Annotated in this window: 19 protein-coding genes (1 of these 19 running past the window's edge); 9 read left to right on the plus strand and 10 right to left on the minus strand. The window is 61.2% G+C overall.

Features of this window, described 5'->3' with window-relative positions; all coding sequences use genetic code 11:
• Positions 1 to 266 carry the 3' portion of a M23 family metallopeptidase gene (locus tag IHQ71_RS23270; RefSeq protein WP_258158783.1) on the plus strand. 1,687 nt of this gene lie to the left of the window's left edge, so 266 of the gene's 1,953 nt are visible here — the last part of the coding sequence; the start codon falls outside the window, past its left edge; the stop codon is at positions 264 to 266.
• 66 nt (positions 267 to 332) lie between these two features.
• Here the strand turns inward: IHQ71_RS23270 and clpB are convergent, their stop codons facing one another.
• On the minus strand, positions 333 to 2,948 hold the full coding sequence (clpB, locus tag IHQ71_RS23275) for an ATP-dependent chaperone ClpB (RefSeq protein ID WP_258158784.1): 2,616 nt from the start codon (positions 2,946 to 2,948) through the stop codon (positions 333 to 335).
• Between the two features lie 83 nt (positions 2,949 to 3,031).
• Here clpB and IHQ71_RS23280 point away from each other — a divergent pair, with 83 nt between their 5' ends.
• From IHQ71_RS23280 to IHQ71_RS23300, 5 genes are all read left to right on the plus strand, one after another.
• Complete coding sequence (locus IHQ71_RS23280; protein WP_258158785.1) at positions 3,032 to 3,235, plus strand: hypothetical protein; 204 nt, start codon at positions 3,032 to 3,034, stop codon at positions 3,233 to 3,235.
• 1,081 nt (positions 3,236 to 4,316) lie between these two features.
• The gene (locus tag IHQ71_RS23285; protein WP_258158786.1) at positions 4,317 to 5,288 is read left to right on the plus strand and encodes a threo-3-hydroxy-L-aspartate ammonia-lyase; all 972 of its coding nucleotides are present in this window, start codon (positions 4,317 to 4,319) and stop codon (positions 5,286 to 5,288) included.
• A 42-nt stretch (positions 5,289 to 5,330) separates the two neighbouring features.
• On the plus strand, positions 5,331 to 6,011 hold the full coding sequence (locus tag IHQ71_RS23290; protein WP_258158787.1) for a class I SAM-dependent methyltransferase: 681 nt from the start codon (positions 5,331 to 5,333) through the stop codon (positions 6,009 to 6,011).
• A gap of 193 nt (positions 6,012 to 6,204) precedes the next feature.
• Entirely contained in the window at positions 6,205 to 7,383 is a 1,179-nt protein-coding gene (locus IHQ71_RS23295; RefSeq protein WP_258158788.1) for a calcium-binding protein, read from the plus strand.
• A 157-nt stretch (positions 7,384 to 7,540) separates the two neighbouring features.
• Positions 7,541 to 8,416 (plus strand): alpha/beta fold hydrolase, encoded by an 876-nt coding sequence (locus tag IHQ71_RS23300; protein WP_258158789.1) that lies wholly within the window; start codon positions 7,541 to 7,543, stop codon positions 8,414 to 8,416.
• 56 nt (positions 8,417 to 8,472) lie between these two features.
• Here IHQ71_RS23300 and IHQ71_RS23305 read toward each other — a convergent pair whose 3' ends face one another.
• The 3 genes from IHQ71_RS23305 to IHQ71_RS23315 form a co-directional block, all read right to left on the minus strand.
• Positions 8,473 to 9,495 carry a hypothetical protein gene (locus tag IHQ71_RS23305; RefSeq protein ID WP_258158790.1) on the minus strand — a complete coding sequence of 341 codons (1,023 nt, stop codon included), beginning with the start codon at positions 9,493 to 9,495 and terminating at the stop codon, positions 8,473 to 8,475.
• Positions 9,496 to 9,605: 110 nt separating this feature from the next.
• Positions 9,606 to 10,724 carry a GTP-binding protein gene (locus IHQ71_RS23310; protein WP_258158791.1) on the minus strand — a complete coding sequence of 373 codons (1,119 nt, stop codon included), beginning with the start codon at positions 10,722 to 10,724 and terminating at the stop codon, positions 9,606 to 9,608.
• Complete coding sequence (locus tag IHQ71_RS23315) at positions 10,724 to 11,878, minus strand: D-alanyl-D-alanine carboxypeptidase family protein (protein WP_258158792.1); 1,155 nt, start codon at positions 11,876 to 11,878, stop codon at positions 10,724 to 10,726. The genes IHQ71_RS23310 and IHQ71_RS23315 overlap by 1 nt, the downstream gene beginning before the upstream one ends.
• A 143-nt stretch (positions 11,879 to 12,021) precedes the next feature.
• Between IHQ71_RS23315 and IHQ71_RS23320 the strand changes: the two genes are divergently transcribed.
• From IHQ71_RS23320 to IHQ71_RS23330, 3 genes are all read left to right on the plus strand, one after another.
• Complete coding sequence (locus IHQ71_RS23320; protein ID WP_258158793.1) at positions 12,022 to 13,194, plus strand: M20 aminoacylase family protein; 1,173 nt, start codon at positions 12,022 to 12,024, stop codon at positions 13,192 to 13,194.
• A 79-nt stretch (positions 13,195 to 13,273) separates the two neighbouring features.
• On the plus strand, positions 13,274 to 13,828 hold the full coding sequence (locus IHQ71_RS23325; protein WP_374989908.1) for a cation transporter: 555 nt from the start codon (positions 13,274 to 13,276) through the stop codon (positions 13,826 to 13,828).
• A 71-nt stretch (positions 13,829 to 13,899) separates the two neighbouring features.
• The gene (locus IHQ71_RS23330; RefSeq protein WP_258158794.1) at positions 13,900 to 15,126 is read left to right on the plus strand and encodes an AGE family epimerase/isomerase; all 1,227 of its coding nucleotides are present in this window, start codon (positions 13,900 to 13,902) and stop codon (positions 15,124 to 15,126) included.
• A gap of 9 nt (positions 15,127 to 15,135) precedes the next feature.
• Here IHQ71_RS23330 and IHQ71_RS23335 read toward each other — a convergent pair whose 3' ends face one another.
• The 6 genes from IHQ71_RS23335 to tesB all read right to left on the minus strand — a co-directional run bounded on the left by IHQ71_RS23335 (position 15,136) and on the right by tesB (position 20,210).
• Positions 15,136 to 15,441 carry a hypothetical protein gene (locus IHQ71_RS23335; protein ID WP_258158795.1) on the minus strand — a complete coding sequence of 102 codons (306 nt, stop codon included), beginning with the start codon at positions 15,439 to 15,441 and terminating at the stop codon, positions 15,136 to 15,138.
• Between the two features lie 217 nt (positions 15,442 to 15,658).
• Positions 15,659 to 16,096 carry a YqaA family protein gene (locus IHQ71_RS23340; protein WP_258162931.1) on the minus strand — a complete coding sequence of 146 codons (438 nt, stop codon included), beginning with the start codon at positions 16,094 to 16,096 and terminating at the stop codon, positions 15,659 to 15,661.
• Positions 16,096 to 17,064 (minus strand): endonuclease/exonuclease/phosphatase family protein, encoded by a 969-nt coding sequence (locus IHQ71_RS23345; RefSeq protein ID WP_258158796.1) that lies wholly within the window; start codon positions 17,062 to 17,064, stop codon positions 16,096 to 16,098. Before IHQ71_RS23345 ends, IHQ71_RS23340 begins: the two co-directional genes overlap by 1 nt.
• A 221-nt stretch (positions 17,065 to 17,285) precedes the next feature.
• The gene (locus IHQ71_RS23350) at positions 17,286 to 18,722 is read right to left on the minus strand and encodes an ammonium transporter (protein ID WP_258158797.1); all 1,437 of its coding nucleotides are present in this window, start codon (positions 18,720 to 18,722) and stop codon (positions 17,286 to 17,288) included.
• A gap of 31 nt (positions 18,723 to 18,753) precedes the next feature.
• A complete protein-coding gene (locus IHQ71_RS23355) occupies positions 18,754 to 19,104 on the minus strand; it encodes a P-II family nitrogen regulator (protein WP_308737879.1) in 351 nt (116 codons plus the stop codon).
• A 221-nt stretch (positions 19,105 to 19,325) separates the two neighbouring features.
• Positions 19,326 to 20,210 (minus strand): acyl-CoA thioesterase II, encoded by an 885-nt coding sequence (gene tesB, locus IHQ71_RS23360; protein WP_258158799.1) that lies wholly within the window; start codon positions 20,208 to 20,210, stop codon positions 19,326 to 19,328.
• Between the last annotated feature and the right edge of the window lie 54 nt (positions 20,211 to 20,264).

A 20,264-nucleotide genomic window follows, 5' to 3' on the forward strand; every position in this document is an offset into this window, starting at 1 on the left:
GCGCCATCGCCAAGGGGATCAAGGAAGGTGCCAAGGTTCGACAGGGCCAGGTGATCGGCTGGGTCGGCTCGACGGGACAATCGACCGGGCCGCATCTGCATTACGAAGTCATCGTCAACGGCAACAAGGTCGATCCGCAGCGGATCCGCCTGCCAGGCGGCAAGTCGCTGAAGGGCGACGAACTCGTGAAGTTCGAGGACGAGCGCAAGCGCATCGACACCCTGCTCGGCACCGCCGAGGCGACCAAGGTCGCCGAGACCCAATAGTTTTTCCGACGACCGGCAAATGAAAACCGGCGGCATCGCTGCCGCCGGTCGAATGTTCGTTTGGAGTTACGCGGCTTCCGCCGGCGCCGCCTCGATGGGACGGCTGGCCGAGAAGACCAGCCTGTCGGACCCGGCCGAGACCAGGATCTTCGAGCCATCCGGGAAATCGCCCGACAGTATGCGCTCGGAGAGCGGGTCCTGGATATAGCGCTGGATCGCGCGCTTGAGCGGACGGGCGCCATAGATCGGGTCGTAGCCCTTGTCGGCAAGCCAGCCGCGTGCATCGGCGCCGAGTTCCAGCACCATCTTGCGATCGGCAAGCAGCTTCATCAGCCGCTCCAACTGAATGTCGACGATCGTGCCCATCTCCTTGCGATGCAGGCGATGGAACAGGATGATCTCGTCGACGCGGTTGAGGAATTCCGGACGGAAGGCCGAACGCACCACACCGAGCACCATTTCGCGCACCGTCTCGACCTCGTCATTCTCGCCGAGCTGGGTGAGGAATTCCGCACCCAGGTTCGACGTCATGATGATGATCGTGTTCTTGAAGTCCACGGTGCGGCCCTGACCATCGGTCAGGCGGCCGTCGTCGAGAACCTGCAGCAGCACATTGAACACATCCGGATGCGCCTTCTCGATCTCGTCGAACAGGATCACCTGATAGGGCCTGCGCCGGATCGCTTCGGTCAGCGCGCCGCCTTCCTCGTATCCGACATAGCCGGGAGGCGCGCCGATCAGACGCGAGACCGAGTGCTTCTCCATATATTCGGACATGTCCATCCGGGTGATCGCCGTCTCGTCGTCGAAGAGGAAACGGGCGAGCGACTTGGTAAGCTCGGTCTTGCCGACGCCGGTGGGGCCGAGGAAGATGAACGAGCCGATCGGCCGGTTCGGATCCTGGAGCCCGGCGCGCGCACGGCGGACCGCACGCGACACGGCCTGCACCGCCTCGCCCTGCCCGACCACGGACCTTGCCAGCTCGTCTTCCATCCGCAGCAGCTTTTCGCGTTCGCCTTCCAGCATCTTGTCAACGGGGATACCGGTCCAGCGCGACACGATGTGCGCGATGTGATCCGGCGTCACGACTTCCTGCACCAGGTCGGCCGTGGTCTTGTCGCCATGGCTTTCGGCGGCTTCGAGCTGCTTTTCAAGACCGGGGATCACGCCATAGGCCAGTTCGCCGGCGCGCTGGAATTCGCCCTTGCGCTGGGCGATCGCCAGCTCGTTGCGAGCGTCGTCGAGCTGCTTCTTGATATCGGCGGCAAGGCCGAGCTTCTGCTTCTCCGATTGCCAGCGGGCGGTGAGCGCACCGGCTTCCTCCTCGATCTTGGCGAGATCGAGTTCGAGCTTTTCGAGCCGGTCCTGCGACGCCTGGTCGGTTTCCTTCTTCAGCGCCTCGCGCTCGATCTTGAGCTGCATGATGCGGCGATCGAGTTCGTCGAGCTCCTCGGGCTTGGAATCAACCTGCATGCGGAGCCGCGAGGCAGCTTCGTCCATCAGGTCGATCGCCTTGTCGGGCAGGAAGCGGTCGGTAATGTAGCGGTTGGAAAGGGTAGCCGCCGCGACAAGCGCCGAATCGGAGATCCGGACCTTGTGATGCTGCTCGTATTTTTCCTTGAGGCCGCGCAGGATCGAGATCGTATCGATCACATTCGGCTCGTCGACAAATACCGGCTGGAAACGGCGGGCAAGTGCGGCGTCCTTCTCAACATGCTTGCGATATTCGGCAAGCGTGGTGGCGCCGACGCAGTGCAACTCGCCACGGGCGAGCGCGGGCTTGAGCAGGTTCGACGCATCCATTGCGCCTTCCGCCTTGCCGGCGCCGACCAGCGTGTGCATCTCGTCGATGAACAGGATGATCTCGCCGTTTTCCGCTTGTACTTCGTTGAGCACGGCCTTCAGCCGCTCCTCGAACTCGCCGCGGAATTTTGCGCCCGCGATCAGCGAGCCCATGTCGAGCGCCATCAGCTTCTTGTCTTTGAGCGATTCCGGCACGTCGCCATTGACGATGCGGAGCGCGAGGCCTTCGGCGATCGCGGTCTTGCCGACGCCCGGCTCGCCGATCAGCACCGGATTGTTCTTGGTGCGGCGTGACAGCACCTGGATCGTGCGGCGGATTTCGTCGTCGCGGCCGATGACCGGGTCGAGCTTGCCTTCGCGGGCCTCGGCGGTGAGGTCGCGGGCATATTTCTTCAGCGAATCGAAGCCCTGTTCGGCATTGGCCGAGTCGGCGGTGCGGCCCTTGCGGATTTCGTTGATCACCTGGTTGAGGCCAACAGGCGAGACGCCGGCCTTCTTCAGCGTATCGGCGGTCGAGGCCGTCGACTCGATGGCGAGTGCCACAAGCAGGCGCTCGACAGTGACGAAGGAATCGCCGGCCTTCTTGGCGGCGTCCTCGGCGGCGTTGAAAATGCGGGCGAGTGGCTGGGCAAGCGAAAGCTGGCCATTACCGCCCGAACTCTTCGGCAGTTTCTTGATCGCTTCGTCATTGGCCAGGCGCGCGATCTTGGAATCGCCGCCGGCGCGGTCGATCAGCGACGCGGCCATGCCCTGCTCGTCATCGAGCAACGCCTTCAGCACATGTTCGGCGGTGAATTGAGGATTGCCCTCGCCAAGTGCATAGCTCTGGGCATTCTGAAGGAATCCGCGGACCCGTTCGGAATATTTCTGTAGATTCATAGTGTCTCTCCGTTTCCCGCCCCGCCCTCCAAAGGCGCGAAGCGTTGGTCAAGATCGGCCCCCCGTAGGCTGGCCGTGCCGGGATGAATGATTTCCCGGCTGACCGCAATATGGGTATGGATATCAGGGAAATAAAGAGGTCTGAGCCGGACATTTTGATAGCGGTTGGGCGCGAGGAAATTGATTCTCCTGTCGCCTTTGATGAGCTGTGGATGCTTGGCAGCCTTGCCATGCCGGCCGTCGTTATGAAGCGATTTTTCCCTATTTGTGGTGATGGAAAAGCCTAAGCAGCAGCTTGCGTTCCACACCTGTTATCCCAAAGCAGAGGTAAACGGCCATTATTATGACGAATACGTAGGGATTGGTTGGAAAGAAGATCGCATTTGTCAGTGCGGCGATCATCGCCACCAAGATGGTTCGATACCTGAAGCCCAACGGCCCCAATAGGAAATGCTCAGCAATTCTCTGTCCTCTGCTTTTCAACTTCGTGCCCTCAAAGTTTCTAATTCTCTCTCACTTATTCAGCTAAGCCTCTGCTCTGCAACACCAATTCGTCCTCTAATCCGCCGCTTCCAAACACACCTCCGCGTTCACGCGGGCGATTCCGCTCCGTGGTATGACCGTGCACGTCCCCGATCCCTTCGCCTGAACAAAGGAAATCGGCCGGGGCACGTCTCCGTGCCGGATTATATGACCGCTTTCGCGGCCGTTAAGACACGTCGCCGTGCCCCGTTGAACAGTGTCTCCATCCACGAACTCGCCAGCACTGCCCCCGTTACCCATCCTTGCGGGACGGGAGGCGGATATGTGTGCGCTACAGCGCACGTCCGGGGCGAAACTCAGCCTTTCGGCCGCCGTCCCCAGAGGACTGGCCCTTCTCGCGGACGCCCCGCACGGAGACTTACGTCGCTTCTCCATGAAGGTCACCGGTCCCGCCTCGCCCTGACGCCTCAAGGTGTAGCCGATACGGAACGGCAGGGAGTATGGCACAGAATTGGGGATTTGGAAATATGAATGAGGATTATTTTCCTATTTCTGGTAATAAGATATTGATTTAGTTGACAAGAAAATGACCCAACGAATCACCCCTCACCAACTTCGGCCAAGGGTTCACTACGTTCACCCGGCCTGCGTATCCTCTCCCGCAAGGGGAGAGGTAGGGTGCCTCACGCTCGACCTTTGTTTGAGGCGAGCGGTGCTACGGATTTTACCTCTCCCCCTGCGGGAGAGGATACGAAGGCCGCATGAGACTAAAGGTCGAATGCCTGGCCGGAGTTGGTGAGGGGTGATTTTCACCGTTACCAAATTTCAATCCGACTCGATGCAAGGTACCATCCAAGACGGAGTCTCACGCAGGAGTAGCAGAGCATGACCGCATGGCGCATCCCTACATTCGACGACGTTAAGGCCGCGCGGAAGCGCATCGAGGGCATCGCGCATGTGACACCGGTCCTGACCTCCCGGACCGCCGACGCGCAGGTGGGCGCACAGCTTTTCTTCAAGGCGGAGAATCTCCAGCGGGGCGGTGCGTTCAAATTCCGGGGTGCGTATAATTCTATTGCAGCGCTTGATGCCTCGACCCGTGCAGGCGGCGTGGTGGCCTTTTCCTCCGGAAACCATGCGCAGGCACTCGCCTATGCCGCAAAGCTCCTGAACATTCATTCGACCATCGTCATGCCGAATGACGCGCCCGACATGAAGGTGGCAGCGACGAAGGGATATGGCGCGGACGTCGTGTTCTACGATCGCTACACCGAAGATCGCGAGGCCATCAGCCGGCGCGTTGCCGTGGCGCGAGGGGCCACGCTGATTCCGCCCTATGATTATCCCGATGTGATTGCCGGCCAGGGCACGGCTGTGCTCGAGCTTTTCGAATCCGTCGGCGAACTCGATCTGCTGGTGACGCCGCTCGGCGGCGGAGGCCTGCTTTCGGGCAGCGCGCTTGCGGCCCGGGCGCTTTCGCCCGGATGCAAGGTGATCGGCGTCGAGCCGGAGGCCGGCAACGATGGGCAGCAATCCCTTGATAAGGGCGAGATCGTCCGCATCCCCGTGCCGAAATCGATCGCCGACGGCGCGCTCGTGACCCATGTCGGCGAGCACAATTTTCCCATCATGCAGGCCAATGTCGATGACATCGTCACGGTGTCCGACGCGCAACTGGTCGCGACGATGCGGTTCTTCGCCGAGCGCATGAAGATCATCGTCGAGCCGACAGGGTGCCTTGCGGCGGCCGCCATCCTGCATGGCGTGATCGCCTGTTCCGGCAGGCGGGTCGGCATCGTGCTCAGCGGCGGCAATGTCGATCTCGCCACGTTCGCGGCGCTGATCGGCGAAAGGTGAATTCAACAAGGGCGTGAACAAGCTCTCGAAAGGATCGATCACATGTCCGAGATCAACAGCCCAGTGGCAGCATTGCAGTCGATCCGCCGGATCGCAGGGATGCGAATTCTCGACATAGGTTGCGGGACCGGCGCACTGGCGAGGCAACTGATTGCGGCTGGCGCCGATGTGACCGGCATAGATCCGGAGGCGTCCGCGATCCATGCCGCCGCCAATGCGGCTCCCGAAGGCCGCTTCCTGATCGGCGTGGCGGAGGCGCTGCCGCTCGACGATATGAGCGTCAACGTGGCGATGATGGTCAATTCGCTTCATCACGTTCCCATGGAGTCCATGCGCCTAGCCATACACGAAGCTGTGCGGGTGCTGGCCGACGACGGTGTGCTGCTGATCGCCGAGCCACTAACGAAGGGAACATTCTTCGAAGCCCTGCTTCCAATCGAAGACGAGACCATCGTCCGGTTGGCGGCCCAGGCCGTCATCACTGAAGAACTGGCGGCAGGCGGTATCCGGCTGATCGAATCGCTGACCTACAGCCGTGCCGAGTCGTTTGATACGGTCGAACAGTTCTTCGACAGGGTCGTCGCGGTCGATCCGGCACGGCAGCGGACCATCGAGGGCAATCGCGCGGACATAACAGCTGCGGTGCTGAAGGCAGCGCGCAAGGAGACCGGCAGGCTTATCCTCGATCAGCCGATCAAAATCGACATGATCAGGCGCGCCTGAACCGCGGCGGCCATCATGCACGACGTGATCGCCTGTTTTGCTTTACACTGCATTTTGGGCGTTTCATCGCATTTGAAACAAGCCAATGCGCTTGTCTCCCCGGTAACAGCATTGCTGGCAAAACGCGTGTAATTCCCCTGCAACGTTAATCGGGGCGGGACAGCCGCCATCCCAATTTCTCAAGGCAAGCACGATGGCAAGCAAGCATGTAATCAAACAGGACTCAACGACGACGTTCGAGATCAAGCAGGACGACAGCACCTGGATTCTCAAGGCGGGGGTCGTTGTCGATGTTGCGGACGGCTTTGGCTTTTCCGTGCTTCCGGCAGCAAAGGACACCCGCCTCGTTATCGCGGGCCAGATTGGCGACACGAATTCCACGATGTGGGACGGCATTATCAACAGAGGCAAGGATACACGTGTTGAGATCGCCAATTCGGGATCGGTAGAAGGCAAGTACCGGGGAATGACGTCCCTCGGCGACAATTTCGAAGTCATCAATCAGGGCACGATTACAGGATCCGCTGCCGGACTCGATCTCGATGGCAAGAACTACCTCGTCAGGAATTCCGGCCTCATCACGACCTCGGACTTGATGGATGGCGATGCGATCCTCCTCGATTCGGGATTCAGCAGCGGGAAGATCATCAATGAGGAAGGCGGAACGATCGAGGGCATCTTCAACGCCATCAATGGCGGACCGGTGACCTTCATAAACCGGGGCACCATCGCCGATGTCGCCAGCAAGTCCATCGAGGTCTATCTCGGATATGGCGATGACCGCTTCGTGAACAGGGGCACGCTCGATGGCGCCGCCTTTCTCGGCGAAGGCAACGATGTTGCCGATCTCCGCAATGGTTCGACGACCAGCATTGTGTCCGGTGGCTTGGGCAATGACACCTACATCGTCAACCAGAATGACGGGCAGGCCTACGAATATGCCGGCCAGGGCATCGACACGCTCAAGACATCCGTGAGCTTCACCGCGACTCAAGCAGGCGAGATGGAAAAGTTCGTGGCGATCGGCAAGGCCAACATCACCATTGTCGCCAACGACCTCGATAACTCCGTCACGGGCAATCGCGGCAAGAACCTGCTCGATGGTGGCGCGGGCGACGACATCCTTCGCGGCGGCAAGGGCATCGATACTTTCGACTTCGGCACTGGCGGCGACAGCGACCGCATCATGGACTTCCAGAATGGCGTGGATCGTATCGACGTCAGCGGCTGGAACACGATTGACGATTTCGCCGATATCCAGGCGATCGTGACGGTCTCGGGTGATGACCTCGTGCTCACCCTCGGCAATGACGACATCACGATCAAGGACATGAAGATGTCCGAACTCAATGCCGGCGACTTCATTTTCTGAGTCAGGTTTCCCCTCGCGGTGATCGAAAGGTCATCCGCGATGGCAATTGCGTCGCGTCGAATTTTTTTTCTCCTGTGATGTCGGCTCCGGCAGATGCCCATCGTCTTACATCCGACGCCGGGCATCGGCCCGTCTCGAAAAATCAGGAGAGGTTTCAATGCTACGCAAGATTTTGATGGCGCTCGCACTGATGATCGCCGCACCCGCCGCCGCCCCGGCCATCGCTCAAGACAAGCCGGAGGGCAAGCGTGTCGAGGTGAACGGCATGCGGATGTATTATGAAGTGTCCGGCCAGGGCGAGCCGATGGTCGTGCTGCACGGCGCCTATATGAACATCCCGTCGATGGGCGCGATCATTCCCAAGCTCGCCGAGACCCACAAGGTCTATGCGATCGAGTTCCAGGGTCACGGCCGCACCACCGACATCGACCGGCCGATCACCTATCCCAACCTCGCCGACGATGTGGCGGTATTCATGGACAAGGTCGGGCTGAAGAAGGCTGATATCTTCGGCTATTCGATGGGTGCTGCCGCCGGCCTGCAGCTTATCATCCGGCATCCTGACAAGGTCAACAAGGCGGTGCTGGCTTCGGTCGCCTATGATACCAAGGGCTGGCAGCCGGAATTCATCGCCTTCATTCCGCAGATGACGGTCGAGATGTTCGTCAACATGCCCTTCGCCCAGGACTACAAGAAGCTCGCCGCCAATCCGGATGGTTTCCCTGGTCTGGTCGCCAAGCTGATCGCGCTCGAGAAGGAGCCGATGGCCTGGGAGGAGGATGTCAAGAAGATCAAGACGCCGATCCTGATCATATCCGGCGATGCCGATGTCTCGACACTGGAACATTCCGTGGCGCTGTTCCGGCTGCTCGGCGGCGGCGCGATGGGCGACATGGGCAAGCCGCTCGCCGCCTCGCGTCTGGCCGTGCTGCCCGCGACCTCGCACACCGCCGTGCCCGACCAGGTCGATCTGCTGATGGGCTTCATCGAGCCGTTCATGAAGGGCGAGACGCCGAAGGGCATTTTCGAGTAAGGCGCTGTCGTACGGCATTTCCCCGATGAGGGGAGTGCCCGACACCCCTTCTCGCCTCAGCCGAGGATCTCGCTCCAGTCGGCGACATTGCCGAAATCGGCGAAGGCTTCGAGCACGCGCTCGCGGTTGCGGCCGGTGATCGCGGCGCCCCGGCCGGCAATGCCCTGGTTGAAATGGATATGATCCATATTGCCGCCCCGCGAAAATACGCGCGCGATCTCGTCTTCCTCCGCTTCTGTTTTCGCAAAGACCCCCGACATGCGGGCAGCCAGCGCGCTGGCGTTCGCGGCGATCTCGTCCTCATACGAAATCCAGAACGGTTCGATCAGCCCGCTCTGTTCGGCAAGCGTCCAGGACACGTAGTAGGAGACGTAGAAATTCAGGTTACGGTCAAGCAGGCGGGAAATCCGCGCCTCGAAATCGAGGTGGCGATAATTGTCGGGCAGACCCTGGCGGAAGAAATTGTCCGTACCGTCGGCAGCGGCGTCCTCGCCGTGCTTGCGCAGGAAGTCATCGAGGCTGACGAGCATGTCGAAGACGTTGCGGCGGATCAGGATGATATCGAGCCCGTAGAGCGAGGCCTGGCGGCAAAGGAAGGGCGAGGCCAGCATATGATGATGGGCGAGAAAGCCCGAGGGCCTGCAGCAGGCCGAAAGCAGCGCCAGTTCATCGATCTCGTGCGGCCGGGTGGCGGCGCCATAGACCGTGTAGTCGTAGGCGCGGGCGAGCAGCATGATCAGGCTGATCCGCGGCACGTCCAGCGCGGTCGCCAGCGCCTTGGATACGAAGGTCGAACCGCTCTTCATCGGCGCGGCGACCATCATGCGGCGGGTTTTCGTGTTGGCGGCGGTGATCCGCGCCTGCGAGACGACATAGAGCCATTGCGTGGAATTCAGCGTCGGCTGCGAGACCTCGCCATGCGGCACGAAGAAGGGATTGAACGCCGTGCCGTTGACGATACAGACATTCCTGAGCTTGTCGTCCTTGATGCCCTGCACCGCGTCGCCGATCGTGCGAACGCTGTCGAGCGAGGTCGCGCGGCCCAGATATTCAATGACATCGTCGGCTTTGGTGATCATGGTCGGTCCGTCCGGTGGTGGCTTGCCTGCAACTTTGCAAACTACCATTGCCGGCCTTGCGCAGACCTGTCCGAAGGCTCCAACAGGAAACTGAACGGCTTGATCCGGGCTTACATCCGCATGCCCGGAATCGCGAGCGGGTTTTCCTCCAGCGCCTGGCGATCGGCCTGATCTATCCTTGGCGTGCCGGTGAAAGCATCGAACAGGCTCTGCACAAATTCGGCCGGCAGGTCCTTGGTGATCAGCACCATGCGGGTGCGACGATCGGACGGATCGGGCCAGGCGGGCAGGCGTTCGGGCTGGTGAAAGATGGATTGCACGCCATGCAGCACTAGCGGCCGGTCCGGATCATCCGAGAGCTGGACGACGGCCTTCATGCGCAGCAACTTCTCGCCATGGGCCGAGCGCAGGAGATCGATGAACATGCCGAGTGCCGCAGGATCGACCGGGCGCTCATGGACGATCGAGAAGGACTGGATCGCCTCATCGTGATGATGGTGATGATGGTCGTGGCCATGGTGATCATGCCCATCGTGACTATGATGATCGTGATGATCTTCGTCATGCAGCCAGCGCGAGACATCGGCGATCTTGGTCGCCGGGTCGTAGAGGCCGGCGGATAGCACGGCGTAGCCGGCTGCCTCCGGAGCATCGCCATCGATCAGCGGCGCACCGGGATTGAGTTTTCGCAGGCGCGTGGTGACTTCAGCGATCGCCCCGGCATCGGCCAGCGTCTGCTTGGTCAGGATCAGCCGGTCGGCGACGGCGGCCTGGCGGCGGGCTTCCTCATGATTGTCGAGCGTAGAGAGACCGTTGACCGCATCGACCAGCGTGATGACGCCATCGACCGAGAAATCGCGGGAAATGTCGGTAGCCCCGATGATCGACTGGATGACAGGCGCGGGATCGGCAAGTCCCGTCGTCTCGATGATGACACGCTTGAGCGCCTTGATCCGGCCATCGGCCAGCGCCTCGCGGAAATAGATCAGCGTGTCGGTGAGCTCGCCGCGCACGGTGCAGCAGAGGCAGCCGTTGGAAAGCTCGACCATGGAATCTCCCGAAGCCTCGACCAGCAGGTGATCGATGCCGACCTCGCCAAACTCGTTGATGATGACGGCGGCGTCCTTCATGTCAGGGTCGCGCAGCAGGCGGTTGAGCAGGGTCGATTTGCCCGCGCCGAGGAACCCGGTGATGATGGACACCGGGATGCGATCGGATGGCTGGACCATCAGTTGACGGGCCGGGGCTGCGGAACCGGAACGGAGACCTTCCTGCCGTTAACGACGAGGAGGCCGGCATCCGCGACTTCCTCCACCGCTGCGTCAGCCTCGGCCGCTGCAGAATCCTTGCCGGCGGGAATGATGGTGATCTGCGCCATGGCGAGCGGGCGGGTGAGTTGGTGGACCCATGGCGACGTCTTCTTGTCGCCGACCTCGTCGGTTGATTCCGAGCGGACCACCTTCTTCTTCTTCTTGCCGCGCTTGCGGCACATCATCTCGCTGATGTCGCTCACCTGGTCGCGGGTGGCGCCATAAGGCTTGAGCTTGTAGACCGTGGGATCGCCAAAGCCGGTGCCTTCGGTCAGGCCCTTCTGGAGAAGATCGGCGGAGAGGACCGTGCGGCCGGCGAGGCTGTCGGAGCCGAGCACCACCGAGATCACAGCCTTGCCGTTGCGGGTGGCCGTCGAAACCTGATTGTAGCCCGACGCGCAGATATAGCCGGTCTTCATGCCGTCGGCGCCGTCGAAGCGGGCGATCAACTTGTTGTAGTTGCCGAACTTGCGCTTGCCGACCTGCACGCCTTCAAGAGAGAAGTAACCCGAATACTGCGGGAAATCCCGCTTGATGGCGAGGACGAGCACCGCGAGGTCGCGTGCCGTCGTGTACTGGCCGCCGCCCGGAAGACCGTGCGGATTGATGAAATTGGTCGAATTCATGCCTAGCCGGCGTGCCTCGGCATTCATCATCGCGACATAGTTGGGCATCGTGCCGCCGAGATTCTCGGCGATGGCATAGGCCACGTCGTTGGCCGATTTGACGAGCAAAACCTTCAGCGCGTCGTCGAGCGTCAGCGCCTGGCCGGGCTTGAGGCCGAGCTTGGAGGGCGGCTCGGCTGCAGCGCGCTTGGTCATGACGATGGGCGTTTGCATGGTCCACTTGCCGGATTTGACCTGCCGGAAGGCGACATAGGCAGTCATCAGCTTGGTGAGCGAAGCCGGATACCATTTCTGGAATGCATCCTCGTGCTCGATGACCTTGCCGGAGCGGATATCGACCAGCATATGCGGATTGGCGACGGCCTGGGCGGTCGTGCCAAGGGCAAGTGCGAGACCCAGGGTTGCCGCGATCACCCCTGTCATTGCCTGCCGGATTGCATTTCTCATCGTGTCCGTAACCTTGATTCCAGATGGGAAGAATATTTTGACCGGGCCATATTTAGCCTATATGGCAGAGAAATGGCAGATGCCTTGGAAAGTTTTTGCTGGGAAACCCGGCATTTTACGATGCGCATGACAGGTGAGCGAGAATGCCGATCATAAACCGTGCCAGCGAGATGCATGACGAAATCACGTCGTGGCGCCGCGAACTCCACCAGATGCCGGAATTGGGTTTCGACGTGGTCAAGACCGCCGGTTTCGTCCAGGCCAAGCTCAGTGAATTCGGGGTCGACGAGATCGTGACAGGCCTTGGCCGCACCGGCGTCGTGGGCCTGATCAAGGGCAATCGCGGCGCGGGCGCGACCGTCGGGCTCCGCGCCGACATGGACGCGCTGCCGATCGCCGAGAAGACCGGCAAGCAATGGGCGTCGCAGACAGCGGGCAACATGCACGCCTGCGGCCATGACGGACACACCGCCATGCTGCTGGGTGCGGCGAAATACCTCGCCGAGACGCGCAATTTCGCAGGCACCATCGCGGTGATTTTCCAGCCGGCGGAAGAAGGTGGCGGCGGCGGCCGCGAGATGGTCGAGGACGGGATGATGGAGCGATTCGCCATTTCCGAAGTCTATGGCATGCACAACCTTCCAGGTCTGGAACTGGGCAAGTTCGCCACGCGTGCTGGCCCGATCATGGCATCCACCGATGAGTTCCACGTGACGGTCAAGGGACGCGGCGGGCATGCCGCCATGCCGCACCAGGGCGTGGATCCGGTGGTGATCGCCGCCCAGATCATCACCGCGCTGCAAACAATCGCATCGCGCAATGTCGATCCGCTCCAATCCTCGGTCATCTCCGTGACGATCCTGAAGGGGGGCGATGCCTCCAACGTCATTCCGAACGAGGCGAGCTTTGCCGGCACGATCCGCACACTCAATGCCGAGATGCGGGAACTCTCCAAGAAGCGGCTCAAGGAAATCGCCGAGGGCATGGCGTCGGCGCTTGGCGGCGAAGCCTCGGTCTCGATCAATACCGGCTATCCCGTAACCAGGAACCATGGCGAGCAGACCGGCGTGGCGCTCAGTGCCGCCAGCGACGTGGCGGGACTGGTCAATGTCGATCCGGACATCAATCCGACGATGGGCGGCGAGGATTTTTCCTACATGCTGAACGCCCGGCCGGGCAATTTCATCTTCATCGGAAACGGCGACACCGCCTCGCTGCACAATGCCAGCTACGATTTCAACGACGAGGTAATTCCGCACGGCGTATCCTACTGGGTGCGGCTGGCGGAGAGCAGGCTGGCCGACCTTTCGGCTTGAACAGTGTTTGCCAAGCGGAATCCGTTCCGTTAGCTTCGCGGCCATGAAAAGTCCGGATGCCGGTCTGCGACGCGCCGTGATGATCGTCGCATTTGCCAATCTGGCCTATTTCGGGGTGGAGTTCAGCGTCGCGCTGACCATCGGCTCCGCGTCGCTGTTGGCTGACAGCGCCGACTTTCTCGAGGATGCTTCCGTTAATATCCTCATCTTCTTTGCCATGGCGTGGTCGGCCAGGAATCGTGCTCGGGTCGGTGCGGCGATGGCGGCCATACTGCTCGCACCGGCTCTGGCCTTCCTGTGGATCGCATGGCAGAAGTTCTTCAATCCCGTTCCGCCTGCGCCCTTTGCCTTGTCACTCGCGGGACTCGGCGCGTTGGCGGTCAACCTGGGTTGCGCCTATCTCCTGGCCGCATACCGCCATGCCGGCGGTTCTCTGACGCGGGCCGCGTTCCTGTCGGCACGCAACGACGCCTTTGCCAATGTTGCAATCATCGCTGCTGGATTGGTGACGGCCTATCTCTGGCATGCTGCATGGCCCGACCTGATCGTCGGCTTTGCAATCGCAGCCATGAATCTGGACGCGGCGAGGGAAGTGTGGCAAGCGGCGAAAGAAGAGCATAACGCCGCAGCCTGAATCAGGAAGGCCGCCCGAAGGGCCGGCCGAGAGATCGCATAGGCAAGTCATTCTTACCGGGGATTAACACCATGACCGCTCAAAGCTGGATCTCTCTCGCCACCCATCGCGACTGGCTGACCGGAGAGGCCAATCGCCTGTTCGAATTCTTCCAGCATCGCTCGATCAACCCGAAGGGCGGGTTCTACGAATTCGACGATTTAGGCAATCCGCTTGGCGGCGACGATCCGGCGCGCGGTATCCATATCACGGCGCGCATGGTCCATTGCATGGTGATCGGCCATCTGCTCGGCCGGCCGGGTTGTTCGCAACTGATCGACCACGGCATGGACTATCTCTGGAACCACCATCGCGACCGCAAGCATGGCGGCTATTTCTGGACGATGGGCAATGACGGGCCGAAGGATGCGACAAAGCAGGGCTACGGTCATGCCTTCGTGCTGCTGGCGGCTTCGTCGGCTTCCTTGGTTGGCCATCCGATCGCCGATGAGATGATCGACGACGTGACCGAGATCCTCGAAACCAAATTCTGGGACGAGGAGCATGGCGCCATCGCCGAAGAGTTCGAGCCCGACTGGACGCCGATCCCCGGCTATCGCGGCCAGAACTCCAACATGCACCTGACCGAGGCGCTGATGTCGGCCTATGAGGCGACCGGCGAGGATCTCTATCTCGAGCGCGCCGAGCGGATCGCTGATCTCATCATCAATCGCAAGGCGCGCGAGACTGGCTTCCGGGTCGGCGAGCATTTCGACGAGAACTGGAACCTGCTCAAGGACTATCGCGGCAACGAGATGTTCCGCCCCTCCGGCACCACGCCCGGCCACTGGCTGGAATGGGCGCGGCTGATCCTGCAACTCTACGCGCTGGGCGGCAAGGAAAAGACCTGGATGCCGGAAGCCGCCGAACAGCTGTTCGCCCAATCCATGGCGCTCGGCTGGGATCACAGACAAGGCGGCTTCTTCTACACGCTCGATTGGGCGGACCAACCTGCCAAGCGCTCCAAGCTCTGGTGGCCGATGGCCGAGGCAGTTGGCGCCGGCGCCTTCCTCAACGGCCATGTGCCATCCGACATGCACGAAAGCAGCTATCGGCTGATCTGGGACACGATCGCCGCGCATTTCCTCGACCGCAAGCATGGCGGCTGGCACGAGGAACTGAGCGAGGATCTCGAGCCAGCGCACACGATCTTCGCCGGTAAGGGCGACATCTACCACGCACTGCAGGCCTGCCTGATCCCGCTTTATCCCGCCGAGGGATCGGTCACCAAGGGGATTATCGACAGCCAGGAGACGTGAGGCGAAGCCTTATTGGTAGCTGGCGTGGTCTTCGGCAATCGCGGCGGATATCGCTGCCGCCGAGTCATAGATTGTTGTCGTCGGCCAAGTCGCACCACCGGGATTCGATGTCCATGTGAGATGGACGATAGCCAAGCGTCCCTCCGGCAACGCCACGAGAACATCATCGTTGCTGTCGCACTTGCCGACCACAACTCCTCCGGCGCCCCACAAGATGTGCTCAGCTCCGATTTCGCGGCCATATTGGCGTTGCAACCCGTCGCGGTGATCGGAATCGTCTATTTCCCACCAGGGATCACGATAGATGACCGGCATAGGGGGTTCCTTGGAGAGAGGACTGGCCGAGCGATCCTTGCAGGGCTGCAGGATAGCGCTGATTAGGGGTAGAGCGCCCACGACGTCAGTCGTCCGCTCGGCGCATCGGCTATGACATTTTCCGCAAAGTTAGGCCATCCCTAGAAAGGGGGTCAGATGGTAGTATCGCTGACTATTTTTGGGTGCATCTGCTTCGGGCGTGGGACCTGACCTAGCGTCAGGTTCCACCCAATGTCAGGGCCGCGACGGTGACATAGCGACCGAGCTTGGCGATCGTCACGACAATGAAGAAGAACCAGGGCGACTCCTTCATCACGCCTGCGACGATGGTGAGTGGATCGCCGATGATGGGCACGAAGCTGAGCAGCAGGGACCAGCGACCGTATTTGTGATACCAGCGTCCTGCCCGCTCGATCGACGCCTCCGAGGCGGGGAACCAGCGGGTTCCGCGCAGTCGCTCGATCCCGCGTCCCAGGGTCCAGTTGATCATCGAGCCGATCACATTGCCCACCGTGGCGACGGCAACGGCAATCCAGACCGGATGGTCCGATGTCAGGATGATCGCGACGAGGGCCGCTTCCGACGGCACCGGCAGGATGGAACCAGCGGCGAGTGCGGCAAGGAACAGCCCGAAATAGGCGGCGGCATCGGCAATCAATTGCGCGCCACCGCATTGCCGGCCGGCATGGCGATATCGACGATCACGGGCAGATGATTGGAACCGATATCGCGGCCCCGGCGCCAGTCCGTGACGCGCAGTTGCGGCGAGACGGCGACGTGATCGATGGTCGAGCCGAAATAGACGAAGCTCTTGGCGCGCGTCCAGAAGCGGGTCACCGGCAGATACCAGCCGGGCCGTGCGAAACGATAGCCGGTCTTTTCGAAGAAGCGGTCGAAGAACACGGAATAGGCCGGCACGTTCCAGTCGCCCGCCACGATGACAGCGGCATTGTCGGCTTCCCGGCGAACGGCGTTGGCGAGCAGGTCGAGATAGGCATTTCTGCTGTGCCATTGACGGAGGCTGCGCGAAGTATCCGGATGGATGGCGTAGAGGACGATCGGGCCATCGGGTCCGTCGATCACCAGGCGCATGGGATGGCGCCGCAGCACGGGCGTGCCGGGCGCGTCGCTGATCCGTGCCTGCTCGCGGATCGGGTAGCGGGAAAATACCTTCTTGTCGTCATTCGCCGACACCGTTCCCGTGCTTTCGAACGGATAGAGCCCGGAGCCCCGGATGGCTTCCACGAAAAGGTTTCGGGTTTCCTGGGTGACCACGATATCCGGCTGCTCGCGGGTGAGCAGCGCGACGAATGAGGCAGTGTCGCGGTTCTCGTTGAGAAGATTGGCCGTCAGCACCCTCAGCCGGTTGCCCGCCGTGGCATCCGGCGCCGGCGGCAGCGAGAATATCGGATAGAGGGTCACCGCGACGGCGAGAATCGCAAGCAGCCTGGCCGCCTTGCTCGGAACAAGAAGCGTGGACAGGAACAGCACGACGGCCAGAAGCGCCGCCACCGGCCAGAAGAATGTGACCAGATCGACCAGCCAATATTCGCCGCCCAACGCCTTCACCGAAATCGTCAATGCAATGAGGGCGGCGGCAATGGCGCCAAGGATCGCGGGCATCGAATTTCCTCTGGGCGGGACATGGCGGCCCGACGCGAGCACATATTGCAGCGCACAGAGCTACAGGCAAGCGATACTGTCGGGTTGAGGCTTTGTGATCCAACTGCGCGGGACAGACATAAAAGAGCCCGGCAATTGCTTGCCGGGCCAAGGGCGGAATATGTGGATCATAATCCGCGACGGGATGTTGAGCGGCGCGGATTGTTCCGCGCCGCAAGCTCTTAGTTGTGGTAGGCGGCTTCGCCATGCGAGGCGAGGTCGAGACCTTCGCGCTCGGCTTCGGCCGGAACCCTGAGGCCGACGGTCAGGTCGATGATCTTGTAGAGGATCGCCGAGATGATGCCGGACCACAGCAGCGTCACGACGACGCCCTTGAACTGCGCCCAGAGCTGGGTACCGGTGCCCGGATAAACCGAGGCATTGGCGACGTAGTCGACGATACCGGCGCCACCCAGGGCGGGGTTGACGAACACGCCGGTAAGCAGCGCGCCGATGATGCCGCCGACGCAATGGATGCCGAAGACGTCGGCCGAGTCGTCATAGCCGAACTTGTTCTTCACGGTCGAGACGAAGAAGTAGCAGACCGGAGATACGACGAGGCCCATCACCACCGCACCCATCGGACCGGCAAAGCCGGCGGCCGGCGTGATCACGACCAGGCCGGCGACGGCACCCGAGACGGCACCGAGCATCGAGGCCTTGCCCCGCGCCAGCGTTTCGACGACCGACCAGGAGAGGACGGCGGCCGCAGTGGCGACGAAGGTGTTGATCATGGCGAGTGCTGCATAGCCGTTGGCTTCGAGGTTGGAGCCGGCATTGAAGCCGAACCAGCCGACCCAGAGCAGGCCCGCGCCGACCAGGGTGAGCGTCATCGAATGCGGTGCCATCATGTCCTTGCCGAAGCCCGTGCGCTTGCCGACCATGTAGGCGCCGACGAGACCGGCAATGCCGGCATTGATGTGGACGACCGTGCCACCGGCGAAATCGATCGCGCCGAAGGCCCAGATCAAGCCGGCACCGGCGATCGTTGCCTCAGCCGGATTCGTGGAGGCGAATTCCGGACCAGGCCACCACCAGACCATATGGGCGATCGGGAAATAGACGAAGGTCAGCCAGAGGATGGTGAAGAGGATCACGGCGGAGAACTTCACCCGTTCGGCGAAGGCGCCGATAATCAGGCCGGGGGTGATGGCCGCGAAGGTCATCTGAAACACGACGAACGTGTATTCCGGAATGACGACGCCGCGCGAGAAGGTTTCGACGATCGTCGAGGGATCGACACCCACCAGGAACATCTTGGAGAAGCCGCCGACATAGCTGTTGAGGCCACCACCGTCGGTGAAGGCCATCGAATAGCCGTAGAAGATCCAGACGATCATCGCGACGGCGGCGATCGTGGTCACCTGCATCAGGACCGACAGCATGTTCTTGGCGCGCACGAGGCCGCCGTAGAAGAGCGCAAGACCCGGTACGGTCATCAGGAGGACGAGAACGGAAGAAATGAGCATCCAGGTCGTGTCGCCCTTGTCGGGCGTCGGCGCGGCTGCCGGTGCGGCAGGCGCTGTGGCATCCTGCGCAAAGGCAATGGCCGGCGCCAGCGTCACGCCGAGCGTCAGCCAGGCTGTGCTTATTGGGTTTGTAATTTTCGAAAGTGACATCAGGTAGAACTCCCCTGCAAATGTGCGGCCGTCAGAGCGCTTCGGAATCGGTTTCGCCGGTGCGGATGCGAACGGCGTGGTCAATCGAATAGACAAAGATCTTGCCGTCGCCGATCTGGCCGGTCTTGGCGGCCCCAGCGATCGCCTCGACCGTCTTGTCGACGAGTTCGGAGGACACGGCGATTTCGATCTTCAGCTTCGGCAGGAAGCTGACGGCGTATTCCGTACCGCGGTAGATTTCCGTATGCCCCTTCTGCCTGCCGTAACCCTTGACTTCGGTTACGGTGAGGCCCTGGATGCCGACAGCGGTGAGCGCTTCGCGCACTTCATCCAGCTTGAACGGCTTGATAATAGCCATCACTATTTTCATCTGGTTTCCCATCCTTTGACGAATAATTCCGGCGGGTGACCGCCTCTAGCGTGATCGCGGGAAATGTTCGCCCTCCCGTGACTTGCATCTTGAATACAAGCCCCGTGCCAGTTTCGGATCGGAAGAGTAAGTAACTGAAATTTAACGGATAAAATTCGAGGCCCTAAAAAACGGGCACATCTGGAAATGTCAGTTGAGTAAAAAATGCGCAGAATCGCCGAATTGCGCAAAGATTAATCAGTTGCACGTTTCCGAATCAAACCTTCCTGCGCGGTCGAGGCGATCAGCCTGCCCGAGCGGCTGAAGATCGAACCCCGGCTGAGGCCGCGAGCGCCGCCGGAGAACGGGCTGTCCTGGGTATAGAGCAGCCATTCGTCGAAATCGGGCGTCGCGTGAAACCACATCGCATGGTCGAGGCTAGCACCCTGAATCGACCGATCGAAGATCGACATGCCATGCGGAAAGAGCGTCGTATCGAGCAAGGTGAGATCGGAGAGATAGGCGAGGACGGCCGACTTGATCGCCCGCTCCTCGGGCACCTGGCCATTTGCCTTGAACCAGATGTGCTGGACCGGCGGCAGCGGCTTGTCGGAGACATAATGCTCCATCGAAACCGGCAGGATTTCCACCGGCCGCTCGCGAAGCCAGAATCGCCGCACATGTTCCGGCGCATCTTCCAGATAGGTCTCGTAGAGCTCTTCCGGGCGCGGCAGATCCTCCGGCAGTGGAATATCGGGCATTTCGACCTGATGCGAAAGCCCGGCTTCATCCACCTGGTAGGACGCCGACAGGGTGAAGATGGGCTTGCCATGCTGGATGCCTACCACCCGGCGGGTGGTGAAGCTGCCGCCGTCGCGAATCCGCTCGACTTCGTAGAGAATGGGGACAGTGGGATCGCCTGGCCGGAGAAAATAGCTGTGCAGCGAGTGTACGAAGCGATCCTCGACCACTGTCTGGTTGGCCGCGGCCAGCGCCTGGGCGATGACCTGCCCGCCGAAGACCCGCTGCCAGCTTGAATCCGGGCTTCGGCCACGGAACAGATTCTCCTCGATTTTCTCAAGCGTCAGAATGCCGACCAGCTTCTGCATTTCCGAAAGGGCATTGTCGGGGCGCGGCATTATGAACTGCCCTCCATAGTTCCGTCACGATTGGACTTCCTCTATACTCCCTGA

Origin of the sequence: Rhizobium sp. TH2, assembly GCF_024707525.1 — a bacterium.
GTDB lineage: Bacteria > Pseudomonadota > Alphaproteobacteria > Rhizobiales > Rhizobiaceae > Rhizobium_E.

What these genes read in the sequence shown, in the direction of transcription:
- clpB (WP_258158784.1), bottom strand. Translation starts at nt 2,948, where the DNA reads ATGAATCTACAGAAATATTCCGAACGGGTCCGCGGATTCCTTCAGAAT.
- IHQ71_RS23280 (WP_258158785.1), top strand. Translation starts at nt 3,032, where the DNA reads ATGAATGATTTCCCGGCTGACCGCAATATGGGTATGGATATCAGGGAA.
- IHQ71_RS23285 (WP_258158786.1), top strand. Translation starts at nt 4,317, where the DNA reads ATGACCGCATGGCGCATCCCTACATTCGACGACGTTAAGGCCGCGCGG.
- IHQ71_RS23290 (WP_258158787.1), top strand. Translation starts at nt 5,331, where the DNA reads ATGTCCGAGATCAACAGCCCAGTGGCAGCATTGCAGTCGATCCGCCGG.
- IHQ71_RS23295 (WP_258158788.1), top strand. Translation starts at nt 6,205, where the DNA reads ATGGCAAGCAAGCATGTAATCAAACAGGACTCAACGACGACGTTCGAG.
- IHQ71_RS23300 (WP_258158789.1), top strand. Translation starts at nt 7,541, where the DNA reads ATGCTACGCAAGATTTTGATGGCGCTCGCACTGATGATCGCCGCACCC.
- IHQ71_RS23305 (WP_258158790.1), bottom strand. Translation starts at nt 9,495, where the DNA reads ATGATCACCAAAGCCGACGATGTCATTGAATATCTGGGCCGCGCGACC.
- IHQ71_RS23310 (WP_258158791.1), bottom strand. Translation starts at nt 10,724, where the DNA reads ATGGTCCAGCCATCCGATCGCATCCCGGTGTCCATCATCACCGGGTTC.
- IHQ71_RS23315 (WP_258158792.1), bottom strand. Translation starts at nt 11,878, where the DNA reads ATGAGAAATGCAATCCGGCAGGCAATGACAGGGGTGATCGCGGCAACC.
- IHQ71_RS23320 (WP_258158793.1), top strand. Translation starts at nt 12,022, where the DNA reads ATGCCGATCATAAACCGTGCCAGCGAGATGCATGACGAAATCACGTCG.
- IHQ71_RS23325 (WP_374989908.1), top strand. Translation starts at nt 13,274, where the DNA reads ATGATCGTCGCATTTGCCAATCTGGCCTATTTCGGGGTGGAGTTCAGC.
- IHQ71_RS23330 (WP_258158794.1), top strand. Translation starts at nt 13,900, where the DNA reads ATGACCGCTCAAAGCTGGATCTCTCTCGCCACCCATCGCGACTGGCTG.
- IHQ71_RS23335 (WP_258158795.1), bottom strand. Translation starts at nt 15,441, where the DNA reads ATGCCGGTCATCTATCGTGATCCCTGGTGGGAAATAGACGATTCCGAT.
- IHQ71_RS23345 (WP_258158796.1), bottom strand. Translation starts at nt 17,064, where the DNA reads ATGCCCGCGATCCTTGGCGCCATTGCCGCCGCCCTCATTGCATTGACG.
- IHQ71_RS23350 (WP_258158797.1), bottom strand. Translation starts at nt 18,722, where the DNA reads ATGTCACTTTCGAAAATTACAAACCCAATAAGCACAGCCTGGCTGACG.
- IHQ71_RS23355 (WP_308737879.1), bottom strand. Translation starts at nt 19,104, where the DNA reads ATGGGAAACCAGATGAAAATAGTGATGGCTATTATCAAGCCGTTCAAG.
- tesB (WP_258158799.1), bottom strand. Translation starts at nt 20,210, where the DNA reads ATGCCGCGCCCCGACAATGCCCTTTCGGAAATGCAGAAGCTGGTCGGC.